The organism is Pseudomonas sp. D8002, from assembly GCF_013385695.1.
Taxonomy (GTDB): domain Bacteria; phylum Pseudomonadota; class Gammaproteobacteria; order Pseudomonadales; family Pseudomonadaceae; genus Aquipseudomonas.
The window spans coordinates 112,875-134,248 of record NZ_JACAPM010000006.1 but is presented as its reverse complement, the minus strand read 5'-3'; the positions used below and the strand labels follow the sequence as shown (position 1 = coordinate 134,248).

Sequence of the window (21,374 nt, the reverse complement as noted above, 5' to 3'; positions counted from 1 at the left end):
AAACGGCGGACTTATGCCGCTAACGGCAAGTGCAGGTATCAAGACCGACAAAGAACCCATGTGGGAGCGGGCTTGCTCGCGAATGCGGAGTGTCAGTCACCGGATAATTCGACTGACCCACCGCATTCGCGAGCAAGCCCGCTCCCACAGGTTTAACCGCGTTCGGCTTTGACGACTTCGTAGTCACGCAATTTGTTGGCGATGGTGGTGTGGGACACGCCCAGCCGCTTGCCCAACAGCCGGCTGCTGGGATGTTCGGCATACAACTGCGCCAGCACGGCCTTTTCAAAGCGCCCGACGATCTCCTCCAACCCGCCTTCCAGGGAAAAATCCCCCAGCGGCTGGCGCACGCCATAGTCCGGCAGGCGAATGTGCTCGGCCTTGACGGTGCCGCCCTCACACAGCGAAACCGCCTGGAACAGCACGTTCTCCAACTGCCGCACATTCCCCGGCCAGTGGTAATGGCTGAGGCGTTCCATCGCCGCCGGTGCGAGCTTGGGCAGCGGACAGCCGATCTGCCGGCTGGCCTGATCCAGGAAGTGCTCCACCAGCGGCGGCAAACCGTCGAGGCACTCGCGTAGCGGCGGGATATGCAGCGAGAGCACATTGAGACGATGGTAAAGGTCCTGGCGGAATTCGCCCCGGGCGCACAGTTCGGAAAGGTCCACCTGGGTCGCGCAGATCACCCGCACATCCAGGTACACCTCTTCATCACTGCCTACACGGCGAAAGCAGCCGTCCTGCAGAAAGCGCAGCAACTTCACCTGCAACCGCGCGCTCATTTCGCCGACGCCGTCGAGAAACAACGTACCGCCCGCCGTCAGCTCCAGCAGTCCCAACTTGCCCTCCGCCCTCGCCCCTTCAAAGGCGCCGGGACCATAGCCGAACAACTCGGTCTCGGCCATGGACTCGGGCAAACCGGCGCAGTTGAGCGCCATCAACGGCGACTGGCCGCGCGGGCTGGCCAGGTGGCAGGCGCGGGCCAGCAACTCTTTGCCGGTGCCGGTTTCGCCTTCTATTAATAGAGGCGCATCCAACGGCGCCATGCGCCGAGCCTCACGCACCACGGCGGCCATGACCCTGGAGCTTTGGAAAATGCTGTCGAAGCCGCGCAGCTCCTGCTTGCGCACATTGTAGATACGCTCACCCACCCGGTCGGCGCGGTGCAGGGTCAGTACGGCGCCGGCCATGGCTTCGCTGTCGTCATGCTCGGAGGATTGCAGCGGCGCAATATCGGCCAGGAATACATCGCCCTTGACCTTGACCCGCAGGCCATTGATTCGCGATTTGCTGGCCCGTACCAGTTCCGGCAAATCGAAATCTTCGGCGTAACGCGACAACGGAATGCCCGGCACCTCATCCACCCGTACTCCGAGCAACTGCGCCGCCGCGCGGTTGGCCGCGACGATGGAGCCGCCCATGTCGATGGACAGCACCGGAAACTCCAGCGCCCCCAGCAGCGCGTTGAGCTCCATATGCCGACGCTCGCTGGGCATCAGCCCTACCCGCTTGACGCCAAATACCCCGGCAATCGCCTCGAACTGCGGGCGCAATGCCTGGAACTGCAGGTTCACCAGGTTCGGGCAATAGAGGTAAATGGCGTTGCCGTGCTCGCCACCGACCTCGCCCTTGGCAACGTTCACGCCGTACTCCACCAGCAGGTTGAGGATGTCCCGCAGGATGCCAATGCGGTTCTGGCAATGCACTTTGATACGCATGAGAAGGCCCGAAGAGGTGGAGTCGCTGCGTCTTTTTGCCGCCGGCCGCAGATAATCGTCAAGATTATGTGACAGCTGCATGGCGATTCACACCCAAAATACGCCACAGGGAGAACGAATCGCTTCATCCGTAACGAAAACTTTACGAATCTCAGTAACTTTTCCTACAAAAGCGTGGCACAGGAGGATGGCTTCCTGGCCCAGGCGGCGTATCAATAGGCTCATCCCAGGACATAACAAGAACGAATGCCTAGCAGGAGAGCAGTATGAAGCAGACGCAGTACGTGGCCCGCGAGCCCGACGCGAACGGTTTTATCGACTACCCGCCCGAAGAACACGCGGTGTGGAACACCTTGATCACGCGCCAACTGAAAGTGATCGAGGGCCGCGCCTGCCAGGAATACCTGGACGGCATCGACAAGCTCGGCCTGCCCCACGACCGCATTCCACAGCTGGCGGAAGTCAACAAAGTGCTGGCCGAGACCACGGGATGGCAAGTCGCCCGGGTGCCGGCGCTGATCCCCTTCCAGACTTTTTTCGAATTGCTCGCCAACAAGCAGTTTCCGGTGGCGACGTTTATTCGTACCCGTGAAGAGCTGGATTACCTGCAGGAACCGGACATTTTTCACGAGATCTTCGGCCATTGCCCACTGCTGACCAACCCCTGGTTCGCGGAATTCACCCACACCTACGGCAAGCTCGGCCTGGCCGCCACCAAGGAACAGCGCGTGTACCTGGCGCGCCTGTACTGGATGACCATCGAGTTCGGCCTGGTGGACACGCCCGAAGGCCGGCGCATCTACGGTGGCGGCATCCTGTCTTCGCCCAAGGAGACCGTGTACTGCCTCTCGGACGTGCCCGAGCATCAAGCCTTCGACCCGCTCGAAGCGATGCGCACGCCGTATCGCATCGACATCCTGCAACCCGTGTACTTCGCCCTGCCCAACCTCAAGCGCCTGTTCGAAGTGGCGCAGGAAGACATCATGGGCATGGTCGAACGCGGGATGCAGCTGGGGCTGCACGCACCGAAGTTCCCGCCCAAGCCAAAAGCTGCTTGAACTGCGGCTTTTAGGGCCAGGTGAGTCTGTTCCCTGGCCCCGCGTTGCTTTAGGGTGACGCTACTGACGACCGTTTCCAAATACTCGATTTCAGGAATACCCACATGACCACGTTGAACCAAGCCCACTGCGAAGCCTGCCGCGCCGACGCCCCGCAAGTCAGCGACGAAGAGTTGCCGGTGCTGATCAAGCAGATCCCCGACTGGAACATCGAAGTACGCGATGGCGTGATGCAGCTGGAAAAGGTCTTCCTGTTCAAGAATTTCAAATTCGCCCTGGCCTTCACCAACGCCGTGGGCGTGATCTCCGAAGCTGAAGGCCATCACCCGGGCCTGCTCACCGAGTGGGGCAAAGTCACCGTGACCTGGTGGAGCCACTCCATCAAGGGCCTGCACCGCAACGACTTCATCATGGCCGCGCGCACCGACGAAGTGGCCAAGGATGCCGAGGGCCGCAAGTAATGCATTTCGACGCAATTGGCCGGGTACCCGGGGACCCGATCCTCGGGCTGATGGAGCTGTATGCCCAGGACCCGAACCCGCTCAAGTTCGACCTCGGCGTGGGCGTGTACAAGGACGACCAGGGCCTGACGCCGATCCCCCATTCGGTAAAACTGGCCGAGCAGCGCCTGGTGGAACAACAAACCACCAAGACCTACATCGGCGGCCATGGCAATGCCGCGTTCGGCACGCTGATCAGTGAGTTGGTGCTGGGCGCTGGTTCGCCGCTGCTGAGTGAACGCCGCGCCGGCGCCACCCAGACGCCTGGCGGCACCGGCGCGCTGCGCCTGAGCGCCGACTTTATCGCCCACAGCCTGCCCGGCCGTGGCGTATGGCTGAGCAACCCGACCTGGCCGATCCACGAAACCATCTTCGCCAAGGCCGGGCTCAAGGTCAGCCATTACCCGTACGTGGGCAGCGACAATCGTCTGGACGTAGCGGCAATGCTGGCCACCCTGTCGACGGTGCCTGAGGGCGATGTGGTGCTGCTGCACGCCTGCTGCCACAACCCGACCGGTTTCGACCTGTCCCACGATGACTGGCGCCAGGTGCTGAAGATCGTCCAGGAACGTCAGTTGCTGCCGCTGATCGACTTTGCGTATCAGGGTTTTGGCGATGGCCTGGAACAGGATGCATGGGCCGTGCGGCTGTTCGCGGCTGAGCTGCCCGAAGTGCTGATCACCAGTTCCTGCTCGAAGAACTTCGGCTTGTACAGCGACCGTGTCGGCGCGTTGATTGTGTGCGCGGCGGACGCCGAGAAACTGACGGATTTGCGCAGCCAGCTGGCGTTCATTGCGCGTAACTTGTGGTCGACGCCGCCGGACCATGGTGCTGCTGTGGTGGCGACGATTCTCGGTGACGCCGGGCTGAAAAAGCAGTGGGCCGAGGAAGTGGAAGCGATGCGGGCGCGGATTGCGCAGCTGCGTTCCGGGCTGGTGGAGGCGTTGGCGCCCCATGGGTTGTCGGAGCGGTTTGCGCACATCGCGGCGCAACGCGGGATGTTTTCCTATACCGGGTTGAGTGCGGATCAGGTGAAGCAACTGCGGGACAAGCATAGCGTGTATATGGTCAATTCCGGGCGTGCGAACGTGGCGGGGATTGATGCGACGCGGTTGACACTGTTGGCCGAAGCCATCGCGGATGTTTCCCACACCTGACTGAACAAACCGGATCCAAGTGTGGGAGCGGGCTTGCTCGCGAAGGCGGTGGGTCAGTCGAATTATCTGGTGACTGACACTCCGCATTCGCGAGCAAGCCCGCTCCCACATTTAGACTGAGTGAATCTGTGAGTCTGTGGGTTTGAGGCTTAGCCCGCGACCATTTCGGCTTTTAGCTGTGCCTCTTTCGCCTGGGCATCCGCCAATCGATACAGCTCGATATGCCCGTCCCAGTGCTCGATCAGCGCCGTGCACGACTCCACCCAATCCCCGCAATTGAGGTAGTCCACCTCGCCCACCTTGCGAATCTCCGCATGGTGGATGTGCCCGCACACCACGCCATGCAGCTCGCGCTTGGTCACTTCGTGGGCGATCGCTTCTTCAAAATCACTGATAAAGCTCACCGCCGTCTTGACCTTGTGCTTGAGGTACGCCGACAACGACCAATAGCCGTAGCCATAGCGCGCCCGCCAGTGGTTCAGCCAGCGGTTGAGCGTGAGGGTGAATTCGTAGGCCGAATCGCCAAGGAACGCCAGCCAGCGGTGATACCGGGTGATCACGTCGAACTGGTCGCCATGGATCACCAGCAAATGCCGGCCATCGGCAGTCACGTGCACCGCCTCGTCCACCAACTGGATATTGCCAAGGATCAGCTTCGAATAACGCCGCAGGAATTCATCGTGGTTGCCGGTGACGTAGATCACCTCGGTGCCGCGCTTGCTCATGGTCAGCAGGCGGCGGATCACGTTGGTATGGGCCTGGGGCCAATACATGCCGCTGCGCAGCTTCCAGCCGTCGATGATGTCGCCCACCAGGTAGACCTTGTCGGCGTGGTAGCCCTTGAGGAAATGCGAGAGGTGTTCGGCCTGGCAATCCCGAGTGCCCAAATGCACGTCGGAAATCCACAGGGTACGCACGCGTTGCTTGCGGCTGGGTTTGGCGAGTTCGGCGCTGGTCATGGGCATGCCTCACGGTGTTTTCGCGAGCTTGCGCCCATGGGATTAATAGCCCATGACAGTGTTGCGTCAGTCTGATGACAGCGCCCACAGGCGGCGAAGCGATGTAAACTGCGGGCCTGCCCAGGAGACTGCGATGAGACCCAACCTCACGCTACGCCACTACCCCGATGCGCCTATCGCCCATAGCCACGACCATGCACAGCTGGTGTTTGGCCTGTCCGGGCACCTGGACTTCGAGGTGGATGGCCGGGGCGGCCAGGTGCAGCACAGCAGTGTGATGGTGCTGCCCTACTCCGCCCATCACGCGTGCCGCAGTCGCGATGGCAGCCGCTGCCTGGTGCTGGACGTGCCCGATGAGCACTGGCTGGCGCAGTCCCTGGGCGAGCATGCCGACGCCAGCCGCCGCTTGCTCGACCGGTGCGCACACCTGACCCTCGACAATCGCCAAAGCCAACTGGTGCAATGGCTGGCAAGCAGCCCGGTGGACGACCCGCTGATCGCCCAGCAAGGCGCCGTATTGCTGCTGGCCAGCCTCAACCTTGCGCAGCCGCCGGTGGGCAAGCGCCTGCCCTATGCCGCGTTCGATGCGCATATCCAGCGGCACGCCGCGCACCCACTGCAAGTGGCGGACCTGGCGAAGCTCGCCGACCTGTCCGTCGCCCGCCTGCATGCACGGTTTATCGCGGAAAGCGGGCAGACGCCGATGGACTACATACGCACCCGGCGCTTGCAGATGGCCCGCGGCCTGTTGCGCGACAGCCAGCTGCCCATCGGCGAGATTGCCGCGCGGGTGGGCTATGGTTCGCAAAGTGCATTTGCTGCGGCGATGCTGCGCGAGTTTGGCCTCTCGCCCCGAGCCTTCAGACGAGCACCGCCCGGTGTGGGAGCTGGCTTGCCTGCGATAGCATCACCGCGCGCTATATGAACGACCGAGTTGCCTGCATCGCAGGCAAGCCAGCTCCCACAGGGATCTTCACCAAGCAAGAGTCCTGCGACAAAAGCCGCGAGCCCAACGACAGACGCGAATGCCTGCAACCCTCTAGACTGCGATCCTGTAAACCCGTCGTTTAAGGATCGCAATGACTCCCCGCACAGCCCTCGGCGCCCTGCATATCGGCGCATTGATGTTTGGCCTCACTGGTGTGTTCGGCAAACTGGCGGCCGCTTCGCCGGCGATTATCGTGTTCGGCCGCGCCGCGTTCGCGGTCATTGCCCTGGCGATCTTTGCGCGCTTTGCCAGCAACACGCCCTGGCAGAAGCTGCAAGCCCGCGACTGGCGCCGCCTGCTGGTCAGCGGCCTGCTGCTGGCCGGGCATTGGGTGAGTTTCTTTATTGCGGTAAAGGTCGCCGGTGTGGCCATCGCCACCTTGGGCTTCGCCACCTTCCCGGCGTTCACGGTGATTCTCGAAGGCTTGATTTTCCGCGAGCGGATTCGCGCCAACGAGATCCTGCTGGTGGTGCTGGTGAGCATCGGCCTGGTGCTGGTCACGCCGGATTTCAATCTCGCCAGCCAGGCCACCAGCGGCTTGTTGTGGGCGGTCGGCTCCGGGTTGTTGTTCTCGCTGCTGTCGCTGAACAACCGCGCCAGTGGGCGCATCCCGCCGGTGCAGGCCGCCTTGTGCCAGAACGTGGTGGTAGCGCTGTGCCTGTTGCCCGTCGCCGCGCCCGGGCTGGCCGAAGTGCGACCAGTGGACTGGCTGTGGATCGGTCTGCTCGGGGTGTTCTGCACCGGCCTGGCCCATAGCCTGTTTGTCGCCAGCCTCGCGGTGCTCAAGGCGCGCACGGCGGCGGTGGTGTTTGCCATGGAGCCGGTGTACGGCATCACCGCGGCCTGGCTGCTGTTTGCTGAAACGCCGACCCTGCGCATGCTGATGGGCGGCGCGCTGATCATCGTGGCCATCGTGGTGTCCGGGCTGATGGGCGGCGCCAAACCGGCCAAGCAGCCGGCCACCACGGCCGAGGTTCATTGAGTACGGTCGTTATGCCCCAGGTCCCGTTGCGGGTCGATCTGGTCACGTACCCGTTGCTTGAGCACCTTGGCTTCCGGGAAGCCCCCGTCGGCCTTGCGTTCCCAGATCTGCACACCGTCGCAGGTAATCCGAAACGCACCGCCGGTGGCCGGCTCCAGGGCCACTTTGCCGAGGTCATCGGCGAACGTGCTCAGCAGTTCCTGGGCCAGCCAGGCGGCGCGCAGCAGCCACTGACACTGGGTGCAATAGGTGATGACAATCTCGGGCTTGGCCGCTGACATGAATTGACTGGCTCCTGCTTGGCGGGTTGAAAGGATCGAGTGGCTATAATACCGGCCTTTATCGTCCTGCCTTGAGATTGATGATGCGCCGCCTGTTGTCCTGCCTGTTGCTGTGCCTGTTCCCTGTCCTCGTCCAAGCCGTCGAAAATCCGCGCCCGAAGATCGGCCTGGTCCTCTCCGGCGGTGCCGCCCGTGGCCTGGCGCACATTGGCGTGCTCAAGGCCCTGGAAGAACAGGGCATCCACATCGATGCGATTGCCGGCACCAGCATGGGTGCGGTGATCGGCGGGCTGTATGCCTCGGGCTACAAGATCGACGAGCTGGAAAAACTCGCGCTGAACATCGACTGGAAGCTCGCCCTGTCCGACGCGCCACCGCGGGAAGACGTGCCATTCCGGCGCAAGCAGGATGACCGGGATTTCCTGGTCAAACAGAAACTCAGCTTCCGCGACGACGGCAGCCTCGGCCTGCCACTGGGGGTGATCCAGGGTCAGAACCTGGCCTTGCTGCTGGAAAGCATGTTCGCCCACACCAGTAACGTGCGGGATTTCGACAAGCTGCCGATCCCCTTTCGCGCCGTGGCCACCGACATCACCAGTGGTGAAAAAGTGGTGTTCCGCAAAGGCCACCTGCCCCAGGTGATCCGCGCCAGCATGTCGATCCCGGCGGTGTTTGCCCCGGTGGAGCTGGATGGCCGGCTGCTGGTGGATGGCGGCATGACCGATAACATCCCGCTGGATGTGGCGCGGGAAATGGGGGTCGACATCGCCATCGTCGTCGACATCGGCACCCCGCTGCGCTCACGCAAGCAACTCAACACCGTGGTGGACGTGCTCAACCAGTCCATCACCCTGATGACTCGGCGCAATTCCGAAGAACAACTCAAGGCCCTGGCGCCCCGCGACGTGCTGATCCAGCCGCCCCTGGCCGCCTACGGGGTGACGGATTTCGGGCGCGCCAAGGACATGATCGACGCGGGCTACCGCGCCACCCGCGCACTCGACGTGCGCCTGGCGCACCTGCGCCCGGCCGAACCGGTGGACCCGTCGCTGGTGGCCGCGCGAACGGCCGGCGAGCGCAACCCGGTGATCACCGCAATCAAGGTAGAGAACGACTCCAAGGTGGGCGACGAGGTGATCCGCTACTACATCCGCCAGAACCTCGGCGAGCCTCTGGACCTGGCCCGCCTGCAAACCGACATGGGCACTCTGTACGGCCTGGATTACTTCGAACAGGTGCAATACCGCGTGGTGAAAAAGGGCAAGGACAACACCCTGGTCATCAGTGCCCGGGGCAAACGCAGCGGCACCGACTACCTGCGCCTGGGCCTGAACCTGTCGGATGACATGCGCGGCGACAGCGCCTTCAACCTCGGCGCCAGCTACCGCATGAACGGCATCAACCGCCTCGGCGCCGAATGGCTGACGCGGGTGCAGATCGGGGACAAGCAGGAGTTGTACAGCGAGTTCTATCAGCCGATGGACACCGGTTCACGCTACTTCGTCGCGCCCTATATCAGTGCCCAGGCACAGAACGTCGAACTGATTGAAGACAATAACCCGATCTCCGAATACCGCCTGGAACGCTACGGCTTCGGCCTGAACGTGGGCCGGCAGATCGGCAACAGCGGCGAGATTCGTTTCGGCGTCGGCGAGGCCTGGGGCAAGGCGGATGTGCGCATTGGCGACCGGAATTCACCGAGCATCAACTTCAGCGAGGGTTTCTATGAGCTGAAGTACTCCTTCGACTCGTTCGACAACGTGTACTTCCCCCATACCGGCGAAGACATTGGCCTGGCCTTCCGGGAGTTCGAACCGGGGCTGGGTTCGGACCAGCGCTATCGCCAGTGGGAGTTCAAGCTGGACAAAGCCATGAGCAGCGGGCCGGACACACTGATCCTCGGCGGGCGGTATGGGCGCACCCTGGATAAGTCGGACGTGGTGATTTCCAGCTTCCTGCTGGGGGGCGCGCGGCAGCTGTCGGGCTTCCGGGAGGATGCGATTGCCGGGCAGAACATCAGCCTGATGCGCGCGGTCTACTATCGCCGGCTGACGCCGCGGTCTTATTTGCCGCTGGATTTCCCGTTGTACCTGGGCGCATCACTGGAGCGAGGGCGGGCTTGGAACAACGACAATGAATACGACAGCGGGTACATCAACGCCGCCAGTATTTTCCTGGGGTTTGATACGCCGCTGGGGCCGTTGAATTTCAGTTATGGGTTTAACGATGACAGTCAGCAGGCGGTGTACCTGAACCTGGGGCAAACCTTCTAACTACGCCGCAAAACCCATGTGGGAGCGAGCTTGCTCGCGAAGGCGGTGTGTCAGTCAGCACATGTATTCACTGACACTCCGCCTTCGCGAGCAAGCCCGCTCCCACATTTTTGATCTTCTGTGTACCTGGGGTCAGGACTTCTCGAGATTTCCAAGGATGTGTTCATGCACCCGCATGCACACCCGCAGATCCTCTTCATCGACACCCACAAACAGCTCATGGCGCAAGGCCGTGGCGATGGTCTCGATCTGCTCGATCAGCGGCTTCGCGGTGTCGCACAGCACAATGCGCTTGGCGCGGCGGTCTTCCACCACGGCCTGGCGTTGCACCAGGCCCTGGCTTTCCAGGCTGTCGAGCAAACGGGCCAAGGTGGGCCCCTCTACCCCGACGCTCTGCGCCAGCTCACGCTGGGTAGGCGGTTCGGTAAAACGGGCCAGGTGCAGCAGCACCAGCCAGCGTGCCTGGGACAGTCCCAAACCTGCCAAGCGGCGATCCAGCTCGGCACGCCATCCTCGGGACATATGCGCCAACTGCATGCCAAAACGGTGTTGATCGGTTAACGGCATAAAAAACTCATGGATTAGACTGAAAATAAAGTGTGGCTAATTATTAGTCAGCTAAGCATGACCCATGCCAGTAGGCAAGACCCGGTATGTACTGATTCGTTACATTGTCGTAATTGGCACATCAAATCTCGAATTCCGACTGCAAAGCGGCCCTTACGCAGTACAAAACGCCCTCGGGAACGCGGCCGGTAAACAGCGGCGCAATCTCGGAAACGGGTGGCAATTCGCCTTCTCCATCCAGGAATGCATCCTGGATTTCACCGAGCAAATCTTCCGGCAGATCAAGGGCCTGCTCCAACGACAACTGCTGCTTGCCAATGGACTCGGCGAGCAAGGTGTAGACGTTCTTCTCCGAGCACTGCAGCTGCCCGGCAATCTGGATCGGGGTCATGCCGGCACGGGCGAGGCTGATCAACTCGTGGCGGATGTCGGCGACCTCTTTCGGCGCCTCGACCTGGCCGCCGAGCACTTCGAGGAAGGCCTGGCCATAACGCTCCAGCTTGCGCGCACCGACGCCGCTGACCCTGGCCATCTCGCCGAGGGTAGTGGGATGGTCGCGGAGCATTTCCAGCAAGGTGGAGTCCGGGAAGATGACGTAAGGCGGCACGCTGTGTTCCTGCGCCAACTTCTTACGCAGCGCGCGCAGGGCTTCCCACTGTTCGCGCTCTTCGAAACGCACCAGTTGGCTGGCCTGGCTGGTGCTGCTCTTGGCGGTGGTTTGCGGCTTGAGGTCGCGGCGCAGCTCCAGGCTGACTTCGCCCTTGAGCAGCGGCCGGCAACTGTCGTTCAGGCGCAGGCCGCCGTAGCCTTCCAGGTCGATGTCCACCAGGCCACGGGCGACCATCTGCCGGAACAGCGAGCGCCACTCGCCTTCGGCGCGAGCCTTGCCCACACCGTAGACCGAGAGTTTTTCGTGGCCGAAGCTGCGAATCTTTTCATTGTCCTTGCCCAGCAACACGTCCACCAGGTGGCCGACGCCATAGCGCTGACCGGTGCGGTAGATCGCCGACAACGCCTGGCGCGCCGGCTCGGTGGCGTCCCAAGTCTGCACGCCGTCCACGCAGTTGTCGCAGTGGCCGCAGGGCTTGGGCATGTCTTCGTCGAAGTAGGCGAGCAAGGTCTGGCGACGGCAGCGGGTTTCTTCACACAGCGACAGCATCGCGTCGAGCTTGTGCTGTTCCAGGCGCTTGTGGCGCTCGTCGCCTTCGGAGTTCTGCAGCATCTGCTTGAGCATCACCACGTCTTGCAGGCCGTAGACCATCCACGCATCCGCCGGCAGGCCGTCACGGCCGGCACGCCCGGTTTCCTGGTAGTACGCCTCGAGGGATTTGGGCAAATCCATGTGGGCCACGAAGCGCACGTTGGATTTGTCGATGCCCATGCCGAACGCGATGGTGGCGACCATGATCAGGCCTTCCTCGTTGAGGAAGCGCTTCTGGTGGTAGGCCCGCAGTTCGTTGGGCAAACCCGCGTGATACGGCAGTGCCGGGTAGCCTTGTTCACTGAGGAATGCGGCGACCTCATCGACCTTCTTGCGCGACAGGCAATAGACGATGCCGGCGTCGCTGCGCCGATCGGAGAGGAACGCCAGCAGCTGCTTGCGCGGCTGTTCCTTGGGCACAATGCGGTAAAAGATATTCGGCCGGTCGAAGCTCGAGAGGAAGCGCTCGGCGTTCTGCAGGTGCAGGCGCTCGACGATTTCTTCGCGGGTCCGCTTGTCGGCGGTGGCGGTCAGGGCGATGCGCGGGACGTTGGGGAACAGCTCCGCCAGTTGGCCCAGTTGCAGGTATTCACGACGGAAATCGTGGCCCCATTGGGACACACAGTGGGCTTCGTCGATGGCGAACAGGGCGATTTCCAGGCTCTGCAGGAACGCCAGCATCCGTGGCTGCACCAGGCGCTCGGGGGCGAGGTAAAGCATCTTCACTTCGCCGCGCTTGATCCGGGCGGCGAGGTCGCGCTGCTGTTCGGCGCTGAGGGTGGAGTTCAGCGAAGCGGCCGCCACGCCGAGCTCTTCAAGGGTGGCCACCTGGTCGTCCATCAGGGCGATCAACGGCGACACCACCACCGCAAGCCCTTCCCGCAAGAGTGCCGGTACCTGGAAGCACAGCGACTTGCCGCCGCCGGTAGGCATCAGCACCAGGGCGTCACCGCCGTTGGCCACGCGCTCAATGATCGCACCCTGGCGGCCACGAAAACTGTCGTAGCCGAAGATGTCCTTGAGGACGCGTTGAGCCTGCTCGAGCATGAAAAACTCCAAATATCGCCGAAATCCCTCTGTACAGGCTGGTCGAAAAAGCACGCTTGAGCGGGAAATAATCCGTAAGCGAACTTTTCCCGCGACTGGCGCTTGGCCTGCAGGGGCATCACAAAACGCGGCAGTATACCCGAGCGTTACCCGGCAAAGGGTGCCGTTGGTGAATTGCCGCCGGGCTCAAATACCTCTCAAATCTGTGCTGCGGCTGGCCTGGCAGCTCAAGAAAGCCTAGAATTGCCCATCGTTTATTCCCAAGGTAGTCCGTCAATGTCCTTCGCTGAGCAACTAACCCGCCTGCAAGCCTTCCTCGATGCCGATGAGCTGCACGACGAGGCGCTGGACTACGTGGCCGCCCACGGCTATCTGACCGCGCTGTCGATATGCTCCGATGTCGTTCCCGACCGTGAATGGATCGACGCCCTGTTCTCCGAAGAGCCTCACTACAGTGATGCCGCCCAGCGCGAAGAAATCGAATCGACCCTGCTGGCCCTCAAGGCTCACATTGGCCGCCAACTGGCTTCCGATGAAGAGTTCGAACTGCCTTGCGACCTGGACCTGGGCGAAGACCCGGACGACTCCGAACTGCGCGGCTGGTGCATCGGTTTCATGGAAGGCGTGTTCCTGCGTGAAGAGGCCTGGTTCGAAACGGCTGAAGAAGAAGTCAGCGAAATGCTGCTGCCGATCATGGTCGGTTCCGGCCTGTTCGACGAGCAACCTGAGTTCTCCGACATCGCCGCCGACGCCAACCTGATGGACGACATGATCGTTCAGATCCCGGAAGCGCTGACCGCCCTGTACCTGCTGTGCAACGCACCTGACGAAAAGCCGGCGATCCTCAAGCCTCGCCACCACTAAGACCGTTGCCCGTGGCGCCCATGGGCAACCGTTCCGTGATCCTGCGTTACGTTCTGCTGGCCATCGGCTGGTTGAGCGTGGCGCTCGGGGTAATCGGCATCTTCCTGCCGGTGCTGCCCACTACCCCCTTCCTTCTGCTGGCTGCCGCCTGCTTTGCCCGTAGCTCCCCGCGCTTCTACCACTGGCTGGTGGAACACCCGCGCCTGGGGCCGTGGATTCGTGACTATCTGGATGGCAACGGGATTCCGCTCAAGGGCAAGGTGTATGCCATTGGGTTGATGTGGGTGAGTATCGGGTTTTCCTGCTACCTGGTGCCGCTGATCTGGGCGCGAGGGTTCATGCTGACCAGTGCGGTGTTGGTGACGGTTTATATTTTGCGGCAGAAGACCTTGCCCAAGGCACCGCAGGACTAAATGTGGGAGCGGGCTTGCTCGCGAATACGGTGGATCAGTCAGCACATGTATCGGCTGACACACCGTATTCGCGAGCAAGCCCGCTCCCACATTTTTAATCCAGTCGCTTCAGAGGGATCAACGCATCGGCGGCAAGCCATACGCCGCCAAATCAAAGTCAGCCAACTTGCGAATAATCTGGTCGGCATGGTGGTACTTGCTGTCCGCCATCGCCTCATCCGGCACCGCAATCGCGGTCATGTGCGCAGCCTTCGCCGCTGTCACGCCAAACGGCGAATCCTCAAACACCAGGCAATCCTCTGGCGCCACACCCAAGCGGCGCGCCGCCGTCAGGAAGATATCCGGCGCCGGCTTGGCCGCCCCGACTTCCGGGTCATCCGCCGTGACGATGGTGTCGAACAACCCAAACCACTCACGGTGCAGCGTGGTCTTGTGACCAAACGAATTGCGCGACGAACTGGTGCCCACGGCAATCGGAATGTTATGCGCCTTCAAGTGCCGCACCAGCGCCTCAGCACCCGGCATGCCCAAGGCCTTGGGGAAACGCTCGCTCATCAGCGGCTCGCGGATCACCAGGAATTCTGCGGGGGTAATCGGCAGGTCCAGCGCCTTGACCACGTAATCCGCCAGGTCCTGGGCGCCGCGACCAATGATGTGCTGCTTGATCCCCCAGTCATAGGTACGGCCATAGCGTTCGGCGATGATCTGTGTGACTTCGGTGTAGATGCCTTCTGTGTCCAGCAACAACCCGTCCATATCGAAAATGACAGCCTTGATCGGGACAGCGGTACGCGGTGCATTCATCACTACAGATCCGTGGGCAAAAGGACTAAAAGGATTCAGCACAATAACGGCCAGCGTTACCTGCAAGCAACCGTTACGGCCTTGTGCCGAATCCAGTCAGTGCTTCACTCGGGAAAATCCGCCCCCTCAGTTACCTCAGCCCACGCATCAAAATCCGCACTCAGCGCCTTCACCTTGGTCCGCGCAAAGGTCAACGCAGCCTTGCCCAGCAACAGGCGCAATGGCGGTTGCTCAGCCTCCACCGCCTTGACGATGGCAATCGCCGCGCGCACCGGATCACCCGGCTGCTTGCCGCTGTAGTTGCGAACCATATTGGCCCGTGCCACCGCCGTTTCCTTGTAGTCGGCAATCCCGTGAGCCGCCTCGTTGGCCGAACGCCCGGCCCAGTCGGTGCGGAACGGGCCCGGCTCGACCAGCAACACCTTGATCCCCAACGGCGCGACTTCCTGGGACAGCGCTTCGGAAAGGCCCTCCACCGCAAACTTGGTCGCATTGTAGAAACTCAGCGACGGGAACGCCGCCACACCGCCCACCGAGGAAATGTTCACGATGCTGCCCGAGCGCCGGGCGCGCATGCCGGGCAAGGCCGCGCGGGTCATGGCGCTCAAGCCCCACACGTTGATTTCGAACATGTTGCGCACGTCATCCAGGTCGCTTTCTTCGAAGGAGCCGAAGTAGCCGACACCGGCGTTGTTGACCAGTACGTCGATATGGCCGAAACGTTCTTCAGCCGCTTTGACAGCCGCCTCGACCTGGGCCTGGTCGGTAACGTCCAGCGTCAGGACCAGCGCGTTTTCTTCGTGACCGGCAACGATGTCTTGCACCTGCTGCGGATTACGCGCGGTGACCACGGTCGGGTAGCCGAGGCTCAGGGTGTGCAACGCCAGTTGGCGGCCGAAACCGGTGGAGCAGCCAGTGATGAACCAGACGGGTTTTGCGGTGGAAGTCGTCATAAAGGGCCAATCCTCGTGTGTGTAGGAAAAGTATGCGCGCCGCTGTTCTTGCTAAAAAGATGCATAATCTGCAAGGCCCTTTCGGAAATACCACACAATGGACACGCCCGATTTCCAGCAGTTGCGACTGTTCCTGCAGGTCTCCCGCTCGAAAAGCTTCACCCAGGCAGCCGACGCCAGCAGCCTCTCGGTGTCGACCGTCAGCCATCGCGTGCGCGCCCTCGAGAAACAGTTGGGTGTGCAACTGCTCAACCGCACCACCCGCAGCGTCAGCGTGACCGAGGCCGGCGAGCAGTTGATCCAGAAGATCACGCCGCTGCTGGAAGAACTGCAAACCAGCCTGCACAGCGTAGCAGCGGCGACGGTCGACGCCGCCGGCACCTTGCGCCTGAACATTCCCTCCACCGCCAGCCGAATGGTCCTGCAACCGTTGCTCCAGCGCTTCCTGCGCAAATACCCGGGCATCAACCTGGAAGTGGCGGTGGACAACAGCCTGGTGGACATCGTCGCCCAGGGTTTTGACGCGGGCATCCGCTACGACCATGTGCTGGCCGAAGACATGGTGGTGGTGCCGGTGGCGACGCAGTTGCGATTCGTCATCGTCGCCACGCCGCAGTATTTGCAGGGGCGCAAACTGCCCACTCATCCCCACGACTTGCTCGAGCATGAGTGCGTCAACTACCGCAGTGCGCAGACCGGCTCGCTGCACCGCTGGGACTTTGAAAAAGCCGGCAAGCAGATGCGGGTTACGGTAAAAGGCCGGCTGGCGACCAACGATGTTGAATTGATGGTGCGCGGTGCGCTGGACGGGTTTGGCTTTGCCTACGTGGCGCGCTCCAGCGTCGAGCAGTACCTGCAACGCGGTGAGTTGGTGGAGGTGCTGGACGACTGGATTGCCCACAGCGCGCTGTATTTGTATTACTTCAACCGTACGAACACGCCGAAGAAATTGCGGGTGTTTATCGAGTTCCTGAAGGAAGAATTCGGGACCTGATCCATTCAAAAAGCGAACCCCATCATGCTCTACCGCTTCGCCGCCGACGGCCTGGTGCTGTTTCATTTGTCGTTCATTCTGTTCGTGCTGTTTGGCGGTTTGCTCGCCCTCAAATGGCGACCGGTCATGTGGCTGCATTTGCCTGCCGCCGCGTGGGGCGTTGCCGTTGAAGTGTTCCATCTGCCCTGCCCGCTGACCCGCTGGGAAAATCTGTTTCGTCATTTGGCCGGGCAGGACGGTTATGGCGGCGGGTTTATCGAGCATTACATCCTGGCCCTGATCTACCCGGCCGGGCTGACGCCGCAGATTCAATTGGGGCTGGGCGCGCTGGTGCTGTTGATCAATATCGCGGTGTATGTGCGGCTGATCAGGCGCGCTTAGGCAAGCAGCCGATACCCACCAATGTCGCCTCAACCGCCTCGTCCAAAGGCGTGTGCGGTTCACTGCCCAATATCTGTACGAGGCGGCGGTTGTCCATGCGCACCTCGGTTTGCCACAGGTAACGCATTTCCTGCATCTCGCGGAAGGTGGTGACAAAGGGCGCGGCCAGTTTCAGCAGCCACCACGGGAAAGCACGTACAGAAGGCTGTTGGCCGGTCCTGCGTGACACCACCCGCTGAATCGCCTGGCTCATCTGCCGACCATCGGCATCTATGTGCCCCGCCATATGAAAACGGGCGAAGGCATCAAGGCTGTCGCGGCGGGCAATCAACTCGACCATGGTCCTCGCCACATCAGGCAGGTAAGCCCACTGATGCCCCACGCCTGGCGCCCCTGGATAGCTCACGTTGGCCACCGGTTTTGCGGGCTTGACCAGGCCTTGGGAAAACCAGCTGCTGCCGGCCTTGGCGCCGAAAAAATCGCCTGCCCGCACGATCAGCGCTCGTGCGCCCTGCTGGGTCGCCTCAAGCAAACGCTGCTCCAGCTCTACCCGGATCGCGCCCTTGCGGGTAAGTGGATGCTGCGGCGAATCTTCCTCCAACCGCGCGAAGGCATCAGGCCCGAAGTTGTACACCGTGCCCGGCAAGACAATCGTCGCCCCTTCCGCGACTGCCGCCGCGATGCTGTTGTCGATCATCGGCAGCACCAGCTCCGCCCAGCGCTGGTAACCAGGCGGATTCACCGCATGCACGATCACCGAACAACCCCGGGCCGCTGCGACGACTTCCCCACGGTTCAGCGCATCACCTTTTATCCAGGTGAAATCGGCGTTCTGTTTGTGGGCCTTATCCACATCCCTCGTCAGGGCACATACCTGCCAGCCGGCAGCGAACAACTGCCGCGCCACCTCGCCACCAATCCCGCCTGTCGCGCCCAATACCAGAACCTTGTTCATGCTTTTTTCCCCTGAGGGTAATGTGATGGAGCGATTCTGTTCGCCAGCGGGCTATAGAGGAATTGCCGAAGATCATCCAGACGCTATACATTTATGCATGGCATCAAATATTGGTTGGGAGCTTTACCGGTCGTTCCTCGGGGTACTCAAGGAAGGATCGTTGTCGGGGGCCGCACGGCAGCTCGGCATCACGCAGCCCACGGTCGGGCGGCACATCGCTGCGCTGGAAAAATCCCTCAACGTGGTGCTGTTCACCCGCTCCGCCAGCGGCCTATTGCCCACGGCGGTCGCCCTCACCCTGCGCACCCATGCCGAAACCATGGAAACCACGGCTGCCGCACTCGAGCGCGCCGCGTCGCCCCAAGGCCCCGAAGTGCGCGGCGTGGTACGAGTGTCTGCCAGCGAAGTGATCGGCGTGGAAGTCCTGCCGCCGATCATCACCCGACTGCGCCAGCAGCACCCGCACCTCAAGGTCGAACTGGTGCTGAGCAATCGCCTGCTGGACCTGCTGCAACTGGAGGCCGACATCGCCGTGCGAATGGTCCGACCCAGCCAGGAACAACTTCTGGCGAAAAGGATCGGCGTTATCGAAGTCGGCCTGCATGCGCGCAACGACTACCTGCAACAACATGGCACACCCCAGAGCCTGAATGATCTCTCAGCTCATTCAGTCATCGGCTACGACCAGGAAAGCGCCTTCATCCGCAGCCTGGCCGTCAAAGGCTTCGAGCGCAGCGCCTTTTCCCTCAGCAGCGACAGCGACCTCGCACAACTGGCCCTGATCCGCGCCGGCGCCGGCATCGGTGGCTGCCAGGTCAAACTGGCCCGGCAAGACACCCGCCTGAGCCGAGTCCTGCCGGACGCATTTGCCCTGCAACTGGACACCTGGGTCACCATGCACGAAGACCTGCGCAACAGCCCGCGCTGCCGCGTCACCTTTGACGCCCTGGTGGCCGGTTTGCAGCATTACGTACAGGATTGAGACAGCTTCGCTGGTGAAGAATCAGAGTCCCTCAAACCCTTCATAGACGCCCCCATGTCCGAAGCCTTCGAAGTCCCCAGCCCCCACGAAAAACACGTCGAACACGCCACCGAACGTGCCCACCGCAGCGGAGACAATTTCGCCAGCCGCATCGCCGTGATGACCGCCATCATGGCCACCGTCGGCGCCATGCTCAGCTACCAGGCCGGCTCCACCGAAAGCGAAGCGGCGATGGACAAAAACAACGCCGCCATCTTCAAGACCGAAGCCGCCAACCAGTGGAACTACTACCAGGCCAAATCCAGCCGGCAGAACCTTGCGGAGCTGGCGACGCATATTCCGGGGGTTGATGCCAAGCACTACACCGACGAGATCGAGCGTTATAAAACCCAGAAGGAAGACGTGCGCAAACAGGCCGAAAAGCTCGAAGCCACCTCGAAGGAATGGGATGAAAAGTCAGAACAGGCGCTGCATCAGCATCACCGCTGGGCGCAGGCGATGACCGCGATTCAGATCGCGATTTCGCTGGCGGCGATTACCTTGCTGACAAGGAAGGAATGGTTGAAGCGCATGGCGTATACCGCCGGTGGTGTGAGTGTGGTGTTGGGTGGGATGGCGTGGTTGCATATTTAGGTTCCATCCTGCCATCGCTATATAGTAAAACGCATAACGCCTGACACTATAAAGCCGAGGAAAAGCCGGTGACCGCACAATCATCCAAGGAAGCTGTGGGCGTCGCCTACAGCATCGACTCAATGCGCTACGCCCAGGCCATGACTTGGCGCGCCATCGAAGCTCTGTCCAAACTCATCCGCCCCGGCATGCTCGAATCCGAAGCCCGCGAGCTCGGCAAAAAAGTCCTCGCCGACCTCGACATGCAGCGCATCTGGCACCCGCTGCTGGTGCGCTTTGGCGCCAACACCCTCAAGACCTTCAAGGAGCGCTCCGACGGCGACCCGGTGCTGGGGGAAAACGACATCTACTTCATCGACATGGGCGCCGTGTGGCAAGGCCATGAAGGTGATGCGGGGGCGACATTCAGCACCGGCAACGACCCCGAGCTGAAGGCGTGTGCGAGCGCGGCAAAAGAGTTGTTTGATCGGGTTGAGCGGCGCTGGAGGAACGATAAAGTCGTCGGCCTGGAGCTGTATCGTTTTGCCGAAGAGCAAGCGAAGGCAATGGGTTGGGTGCTGAACCTGGACATCAAAGGGCACCGTGTCAGCGACTTTCCCCATGCGATTTACCGTGGCGGTGATCTTGGGGATTTTGACCAGTATCCGAATGAAGGGCTGTGGATTCTGGAGATACAGATCGCGCACCCGAGCGGGGCTTATGGTGCGTTTTACGAAGATTTGCTGGCTTAATTTTTCAAGGAATAAAGATGGAACGCTCGACCGAATTTCCCGTGCTGTTGTTTTCTTACGGCACGTTGCAGGACAAAGCCGTGCAACTGTCCAACTTTGGGCGGGAGTTGGTGGGTCAGCAGGATGCGATGCTGGGGTATTCAAAAAGCTGGGTGGAGATAACCGATCCCGAGGTGTTGGCGGCCAGTGGCAAGACCCATCATCCGATCGTTGCTCCGAGCGGGCGGAATGAGGACAGTGTTGAGGGTACGGTGTTTCAGATTACCGAGAAGGAGCTGGCGGCGGCGGATGCGTATGAGGTATCGGACTATAAGCGGGTTTCGGTGGGGTTGGCTTCGGGGTTGACGGCTTGGGTGTATGTGCAGGCTTGAGAGCGTGCAGTTGATCAATCGGAGTGATTTCCTACAGATCAATCTGAAAGTATGCCCTGCCCGCTTCGTAATGCCAGGTCTATAGTCTTTCGGTCGCCGTCATGGCGACCGAGTTTGGCGACTCGAAGACAAATCTGAAAACTAAAACTCTGCGATCCAGTTTTTCAGGCGACGGCTGTTTTATGAAGGTCTAACTTGAAAAAGGTTAGCTATTTTTCTATTTGTCTCAGATGGACTCCCGTATGAATCAATATATGGCACTCACCAGCAACGACTGCACCACACCCGCCCTTTTCGTAGACACCACAGCACCGCTGGATGTCCTGCTTGATGCTGCAAACTATCGGATTCGCGCCGTAACCCAAGTTCTAGAAAACCTGGCGCTGCGTGCAGAAATCAGTAGTGATACGGTCGTGCTGGGCGACTTTTCCTTGCTCTGCGCAATTCCGTTACGCGATGGATGCGATCTGCTGGATGTCATAGGTCGGAGGATGGCAGCGCAGTATTCCTGAACCCATTGGCTTGACCCCGCAAAAACGAAAAAGGGACGACCTCTCAGTCA

The 21,374-nt window shown here is 61.3% G+C and carries 23 protein-coding genes; 15 read left to right on the top strand and 8 right to left on the bottom strand.

Annotated elements, in window-relative coordinates; translation table 11 throughout:
* Window positions 1-152: 152 nt before the first annotated feature.
* A complete protein-coding gene (locus HX807_RS03970) occupies window positions 153-1,718 on the bottom strand; it encodes a sigma-54-dependent phenylalanine hydroxylase transcriptional regulator PhhR (RefSeq protein ID WP_003214613.1) in 1,566 nt (521 codons plus the stop codon).
* Window positions 1,719-1,984: 266 nt separating this feature from the next.
* Between HX807_RS03970 and phhA the strand changes: the two genes are divergently transcribed.
* From phhA to HX807_RS03955, 3 genes are all read left to right on the top strand, one after another.
* Complete coding sequence (gene phhA, locus HX807_RS03965; RefSeq protein WP_003214615.1) at window positions 1,985-2,776, top strand: phenylalanine 4-monooxygenase; 792 nt, start codon at window positions 1,985-1,987, stop codon at window positions 2,774-2,776.
* Between the two features lie 104 nt (window positions 2,777-2,880).
* Entirely contained in the window at window positions 2,881-3,237 is a 357-nt protein-coding gene (locus tag HX807_RS03960) for a 4a-hydroxytetrahydrobiopterin dehydratase (protein WP_003214616.1), read from the top strand.
* The gene (locus HX807_RS03955) at window positions 3,237-4,433 is read left to right on the top strand and encodes an amino acid aminotransferase (protein WP_177049293.1); all 1,197 of its coding nucleotides are present in this window, start codon (window positions 3,237-3,239) and stop codon (window positions 4,431-4,433) included. The genes HX807_RS03960 and HX807_RS03955 overlap by 1 nt, the downstream gene beginning before the upstream one ends.
* A gap of 149 nt (window positions 4,434-4,582) precedes the next feature.
* Here HX807_RS03955 and HX807_RS03950 read toward each other — a convergent pair whose 3' ends face one another.
* Window positions 4,583-5,392, bottom strand: coding sequence for a UDP-2,3-diacylglucosamine diphosphatase (locus HX807_RS03950; protein WP_003214618.1), 810 nt, complete (start codon window positions 5,390-5,392; stop codon window positions 4,583-4,585).
* Between the two features lie 133 nt (window positions 5,393-5,525).
* Between HX807_RS03950 and HX807_RS03945 the strand changes: the two genes are divergently transcribed.
* Both HX807_RS03945 and HX807_RS03940 read left to right on the top strand, forming a co-directional pair.
* A complete protein-coding gene (locus HX807_RS03945; protein WP_102606513.1) occupies window positions 5,526-6,317 on the top strand; it encodes an AraC family transcriptional regulator in 792 nt (263 codons plus the stop codon).
* 154 nt (window positions 6,318-6,471) lie between these two features.
* Window positions 6,472-7,362: a DMT family transporter gene (locus HX807_RS03940; RefSeq protein WP_102369680.1), complete on the top strand. Its 891-nt coding sequence runs from the start codon at window positions 6,472-6,474 to the stop codon at window positions 7,360-7,362.
* Here HX807_RS03940 and HX807_RS03935 read toward each other — a convergent pair.
* Window positions 7,356-7,643, bottom strand: coding sequence for a SelT/SelW/SelH family protein (locus HX807_RS03935; protein WP_003214624.1), 288 nt, complete (start codon window positions 7,641-7,643; stop codon window positions 7,356-7,358). The two genes, HX807_RS03940 and HX807_RS03935, sit on opposite strands and share 7 nt — an antisense overlap.
* An 83-nt stretch (window positions 7,644-7,726) precedes the next feature.
* On the opposite strand from HX807_RS03935, the gene HX807_RS03930 reads away from it, so the two are divergent.
* Complete coding sequence (locus tag HX807_RS03930) at window positions 7,727-9,916, top strand: patatin-like phospholipase family protein (RefSeq protein ID WP_177027712.1); 2,190 nt, start codon at window positions 7,727-7,729, stop codon at window positions 9,914-9,916.
* Between the two features lie 132 nt (window positions 9,917-10,048).
* Here the strand turns inward: HX807_RS03930 and HX807_RS03925 are convergent, their stop codons facing one another.
* Window positions 10,049-10,483, bottom strand: a complete 435-nt coding sequence (locus tag HX807_RS03925; RefSeq protein ID WP_004371158.1) for a MarR family transcriptional regulator — start codon at window positions 10,481-10,483, stop codon at window positions 10,049-10,051.
* Window positions 10,484-10,604: 121 nt separating this feature from the next.
* Window positions 10,605-12,731 carry a DNA helicase RecQ gene (recQ, locus tag HX807_RS03920; RefSeq protein ID WP_004371161.1) on the bottom strand — a complete coding sequence of 709 codons (2,127 nt, stop codon included), beginning with the start codon at window positions 12,729-12,731 and terminating at the stop codon, window positions 10,605-10,607.
* A gap of 276 nt (window positions 12,732-13,007) precedes the next feature.
* Here recQ and HX807_RS03915 point away from each other — a divergent pair, with 276 nt between their 5' ends.
* Window positions 13,008-13,595: a YecA family protein gene (locus tag HX807_RS03915; protein ID WP_004371163.1), complete on the top strand. Its 588-nt coding sequence runs from the start codon at window positions 13,008-13,010 to the stop codon at window positions 13,593-13,595.
* Between the two features lie 20 nt (window positions 13,596-13,615).
* On the top strand, window positions 13,616-14,008 hold the full coding sequence (locus tag HX807_RS03910) for a YbaN family protein (protein WP_004371165.1): 393 nt from the start codon (window positions 13,616-13,618) through the stop codon (window positions 14,006-14,008).
* A 117-nt stretch (window positions 14,009-14,125) separates the two neighbouring features.
* Here HX807_RS03910 and HX807_RS03905 read toward each other — a convergent pair whose 3' ends face one another.
* Together HX807_RS03905 and HX807_RS03900 are read right to left on the bottom strand one after the other, a co-directional pair.
* Window positions 14,126-14,812, bottom strand: a complete 687-nt coding sequence (locus tag HX807_RS03905; RefSeq protein WP_004371166.1) for an HAD-IA family hydrolase — start codon at window positions 14,810-14,812, stop codon at window positions 14,126-14,128.
* A 104-nt stretch (window positions 14,813-14,916) separates the two neighbouring features.
* Window positions 14,917-15,765, bottom strand: a complete 849-nt coding sequence (locus tag HX807_RS03900; protein ID WP_087692746.1) for an oxidoreductase — start codon at window positions 15,763-15,765, stop codon at window positions 14,917-14,919.
* Window positions 15,766-15,862: 97 nt separating this feature from the next.
* Here HX807_RS03900 and HX807_RS03895 point away from each other — a divergent pair, with 97 nt between their 5' ends.
* Both HX807_RS03895 and HX807_RS03890 read left to right on the top strand, forming a co-directional pair.
* Complete coding sequence (locus HX807_RS03895) at window positions 15,863-16,759, top strand: LysR family transcriptional regulator (RefSeq protein WP_177049292.1); 897 nt, start codon at window positions 15,863-15,865, stop codon at window positions 16,757-16,759.
* A gap of 24 nt (window positions 16,760-16,783) precedes the next feature.
* Complete coding sequence (locus HX807_RS03890) at window positions 16,784-17,140, top strand: DUF2784 domain-containing protein (protein ID WP_008434882.1); 357 nt, start codon at window positions 16,784-16,786, stop codon at window positions 17,138-17,140.
* Here HX807_RS03890 and HX807_RS03885 read toward each other — a convergent pair.
* Window positions 17,127-18,095: an SDR family oxidoreductase gene (locus HX807_RS03885; RefSeq protein ID WP_177022179.1), complete on the bottom strand. Its 969-nt coding sequence runs from the start codon at window positions 18,093-18,095 to the stop codon at window positions 17,127-17,129. The genes HX807_RS03890 and HX807_RS03885 overlap by 14 nt on opposite strands.
* A 97-nt stretch (window positions 18,096-18,192) precedes the next feature.
* Here HX807_RS03885 and HX807_RS03880 point away from each other — a divergent pair, with 97 nt between their 5' ends.
* From HX807_RS03880 to HX807_RS03860, 5 genes are all read left to right on the top strand, one after another.
* A complete protein-coding gene (locus HX807_RS03880) occupies window positions 18,193-19,077 on the top strand; it encodes a LysR family transcriptional regulator (protein WP_177049290.1) in 885 nt (294 codons plus the stop codon).
* A 54-nt stretch (window positions 19,078-19,131) separates the two neighbouring features.
* Window positions 19,132-19,710: a DUF4337 domain-containing protein gene (locus HX807_RS03875; protein ID WP_134327118.1), complete on the top strand. Its 579-nt coding sequence runs from the start codon at window positions 19,132-19,134 to the stop codon at window positions 19,708-19,710.
* A gap of 68 nt (window positions 19,711-19,778) precedes the next feature.
* The gene (locus tag HX807_RS03870; RefSeq protein ID WP_102606416.1) at window positions 19,779-20,441 is read left to right on the top strand and encodes a M24 family metallopeptidase; all 663 of its coding nucleotides are present in this window, start codon (window positions 19,779-19,781) and stop codon (window positions 20,439-20,441) included.
* A 17-nt stretch (window positions 20,442-20,458) separates the two neighbouring features.
* On the top strand, window positions 20,459-20,812 hold the full coding sequence (locus HX807_RS03865) for a gamma-glutamylcyclotransferase family protein (protein WP_177049288.1): 354 nt from the start codon (window positions 20,459-20,461) through the stop codon (window positions 20,810-20,812).
* 242 nt (window positions 20,813-21,054) lie between these two features.
* Window positions 21,055-21,324 (top strand): short-chain dehydrogenase, encoded by a 270-nt coding sequence (locus tag HX807_RS03860; RefSeq protein ID WP_087692753.1) that lies wholly within the window; start codon window positions 21,055-21,057, stop codon window positions 21,322-21,324.
* Window positions 21,325-21,374: the final 50 nt, after the last annotated feature.

Coding starts and splice junctions, on each gene's coding strand:
- HX807_RS03970 (WP_003214613.1), bottom strand. CDS start 1,718: ATGCGTATCAAAGTGCATTGCCAGAACCGCATTGGCATCCTGCGGGAC.
- phhA (WP_003214615.1), top strand. CDS start 1,985: ATGAAGCAGACGCAGTACGTGGCCCGCGAGCCCGACGCGAACGGTTTT.
- HX807_RS03960 (WP_003214616.1), top strand. CDS start 2,881: ATGACCACGTTGAACCAAGCCCACTGCGAAGCCTGCCGCGCCGACGCC.
- HX807_RS03955 (WP_177049293.1), top strand. CDS start 3,237: ATGCATTTCGACGCAATTGGCCGGGTACCCGGGGACCCGATCCTCGGG.
- HX807_RS03950 (WP_003214618.1), bottom strand. CDS start 5,392: ATGACCAGCGCCGAACTCGCCAAACCCAGCCGCAAGCAACGCGTGCGT.
- HX807_RS03945 (WP_102606513.1), top strand. CDS start 5,526: ATGAGACCCAACCTCACGCTACGCCACTACCCCGATGCGCCTATCGCC.
- HX807_RS03940 (WP_102369680.1), top strand. CDS start 6,472: ATGACTCCCCGCACAGCCCTCGGCGCCCTGCATATCGGCGCATTGATG.
- HX807_RS03935 (WP_003214624.1), bottom strand. CDS start 7,643: ATGTCAGCGGCCAAGCCCGAGATTGTCATCACCTATTGCACCCAGTGT.
- HX807_RS03930 (WP_177027712.1), top strand. CDS start 7,727: ATGCGCCGCCTGTTGTCCTGCCTGTTGCTGTGCCTGTTCCCTGTCCTC.
- HX807_RS03925 (WP_004371158.1), bottom strand. CDS start 10,483: ATGCCGTTAACCGATCAACACCGTTTTGGCATGCAGTTGGCGCATATG.
- recQ (WP_004371161.1), bottom strand. CDS start 12,731: ATGCTCGAGCAGGCTCAACGCGTCCTCAAGGACATCTTCGGCTACGAC.
- HX807_RS03915 (WP_004371163.1), top strand. CDS start 13,008: ATGTCCTTCGCTGAGCAACTAACCCGCCTGCAAGCCTTCCTCGATGCC.
- HX807_RS03910 (WP_004371165.1), top strand. CDS start 13,616: ATGGGCAACCGTTCCGTGATCCTGCGTTACGTTCTGCTGGCCATCGGC.
- HX807_RS03905 (WP_004371166.1), bottom strand. CDS start 14,812: ATGAATGCACCGCGTACCGCTGTCCCGATCAAGGCTGTCATTTTCGAT.
- HX807_RS03900 (WP_087692746.1), bottom strand. CDS start 15,765: ATGACGACTTCCACCGCAAAACCCGTCTGGTTCATCACTGGCTGCTCC.
- HX807_RS03895 (WP_177049292.1), top strand. CDS start 15,863: ATGGACACGCCCGATTTCCAGCAGTTGCGACTGTTCCTGCAGGTCTCC.
- HX807_RS03890 (WP_008434882.1), top strand. CDS start 16,784: ATGCTCTACCGCTTCGCCGCCGACGGCCTGGTGCTGTTTCATTTGTCG.
- HX807_RS03885 (WP_177022179.1), bottom strand. CDS start 18,095: ATGAACAAGGTTCTGGTATTGGGCGCGACAGGCGGGATTGGTGGCGAG.
- HX807_RS03880 (WP_177049290.1), top strand. CDS start 18,193: ATGGCATCAAATATTGGTTGGGAGCTTTACCGGTCGTTCCTCGGGGTA.
- HX807_RS03875 (WP_134327118.1), top strand. CDS start 19,132: ATGTCCGAAGCCTTCGAAGTCCCCAGCCCCCACGAAAAACACGTCGAA.
- HX807_RS03865 (WP_177049288.1), top strand. CDS start 20,459: ATGGAACGCTCGACCGAATTTCCCGTGCTGTTGTTTTCTTACGGCACG.
- HX807_RS03860 (WP_087692753.1), top strand. CDS start 21,055: ATGAATCAATATATGGCACTCACCAGCAACGACTGCACCACACCCGCC.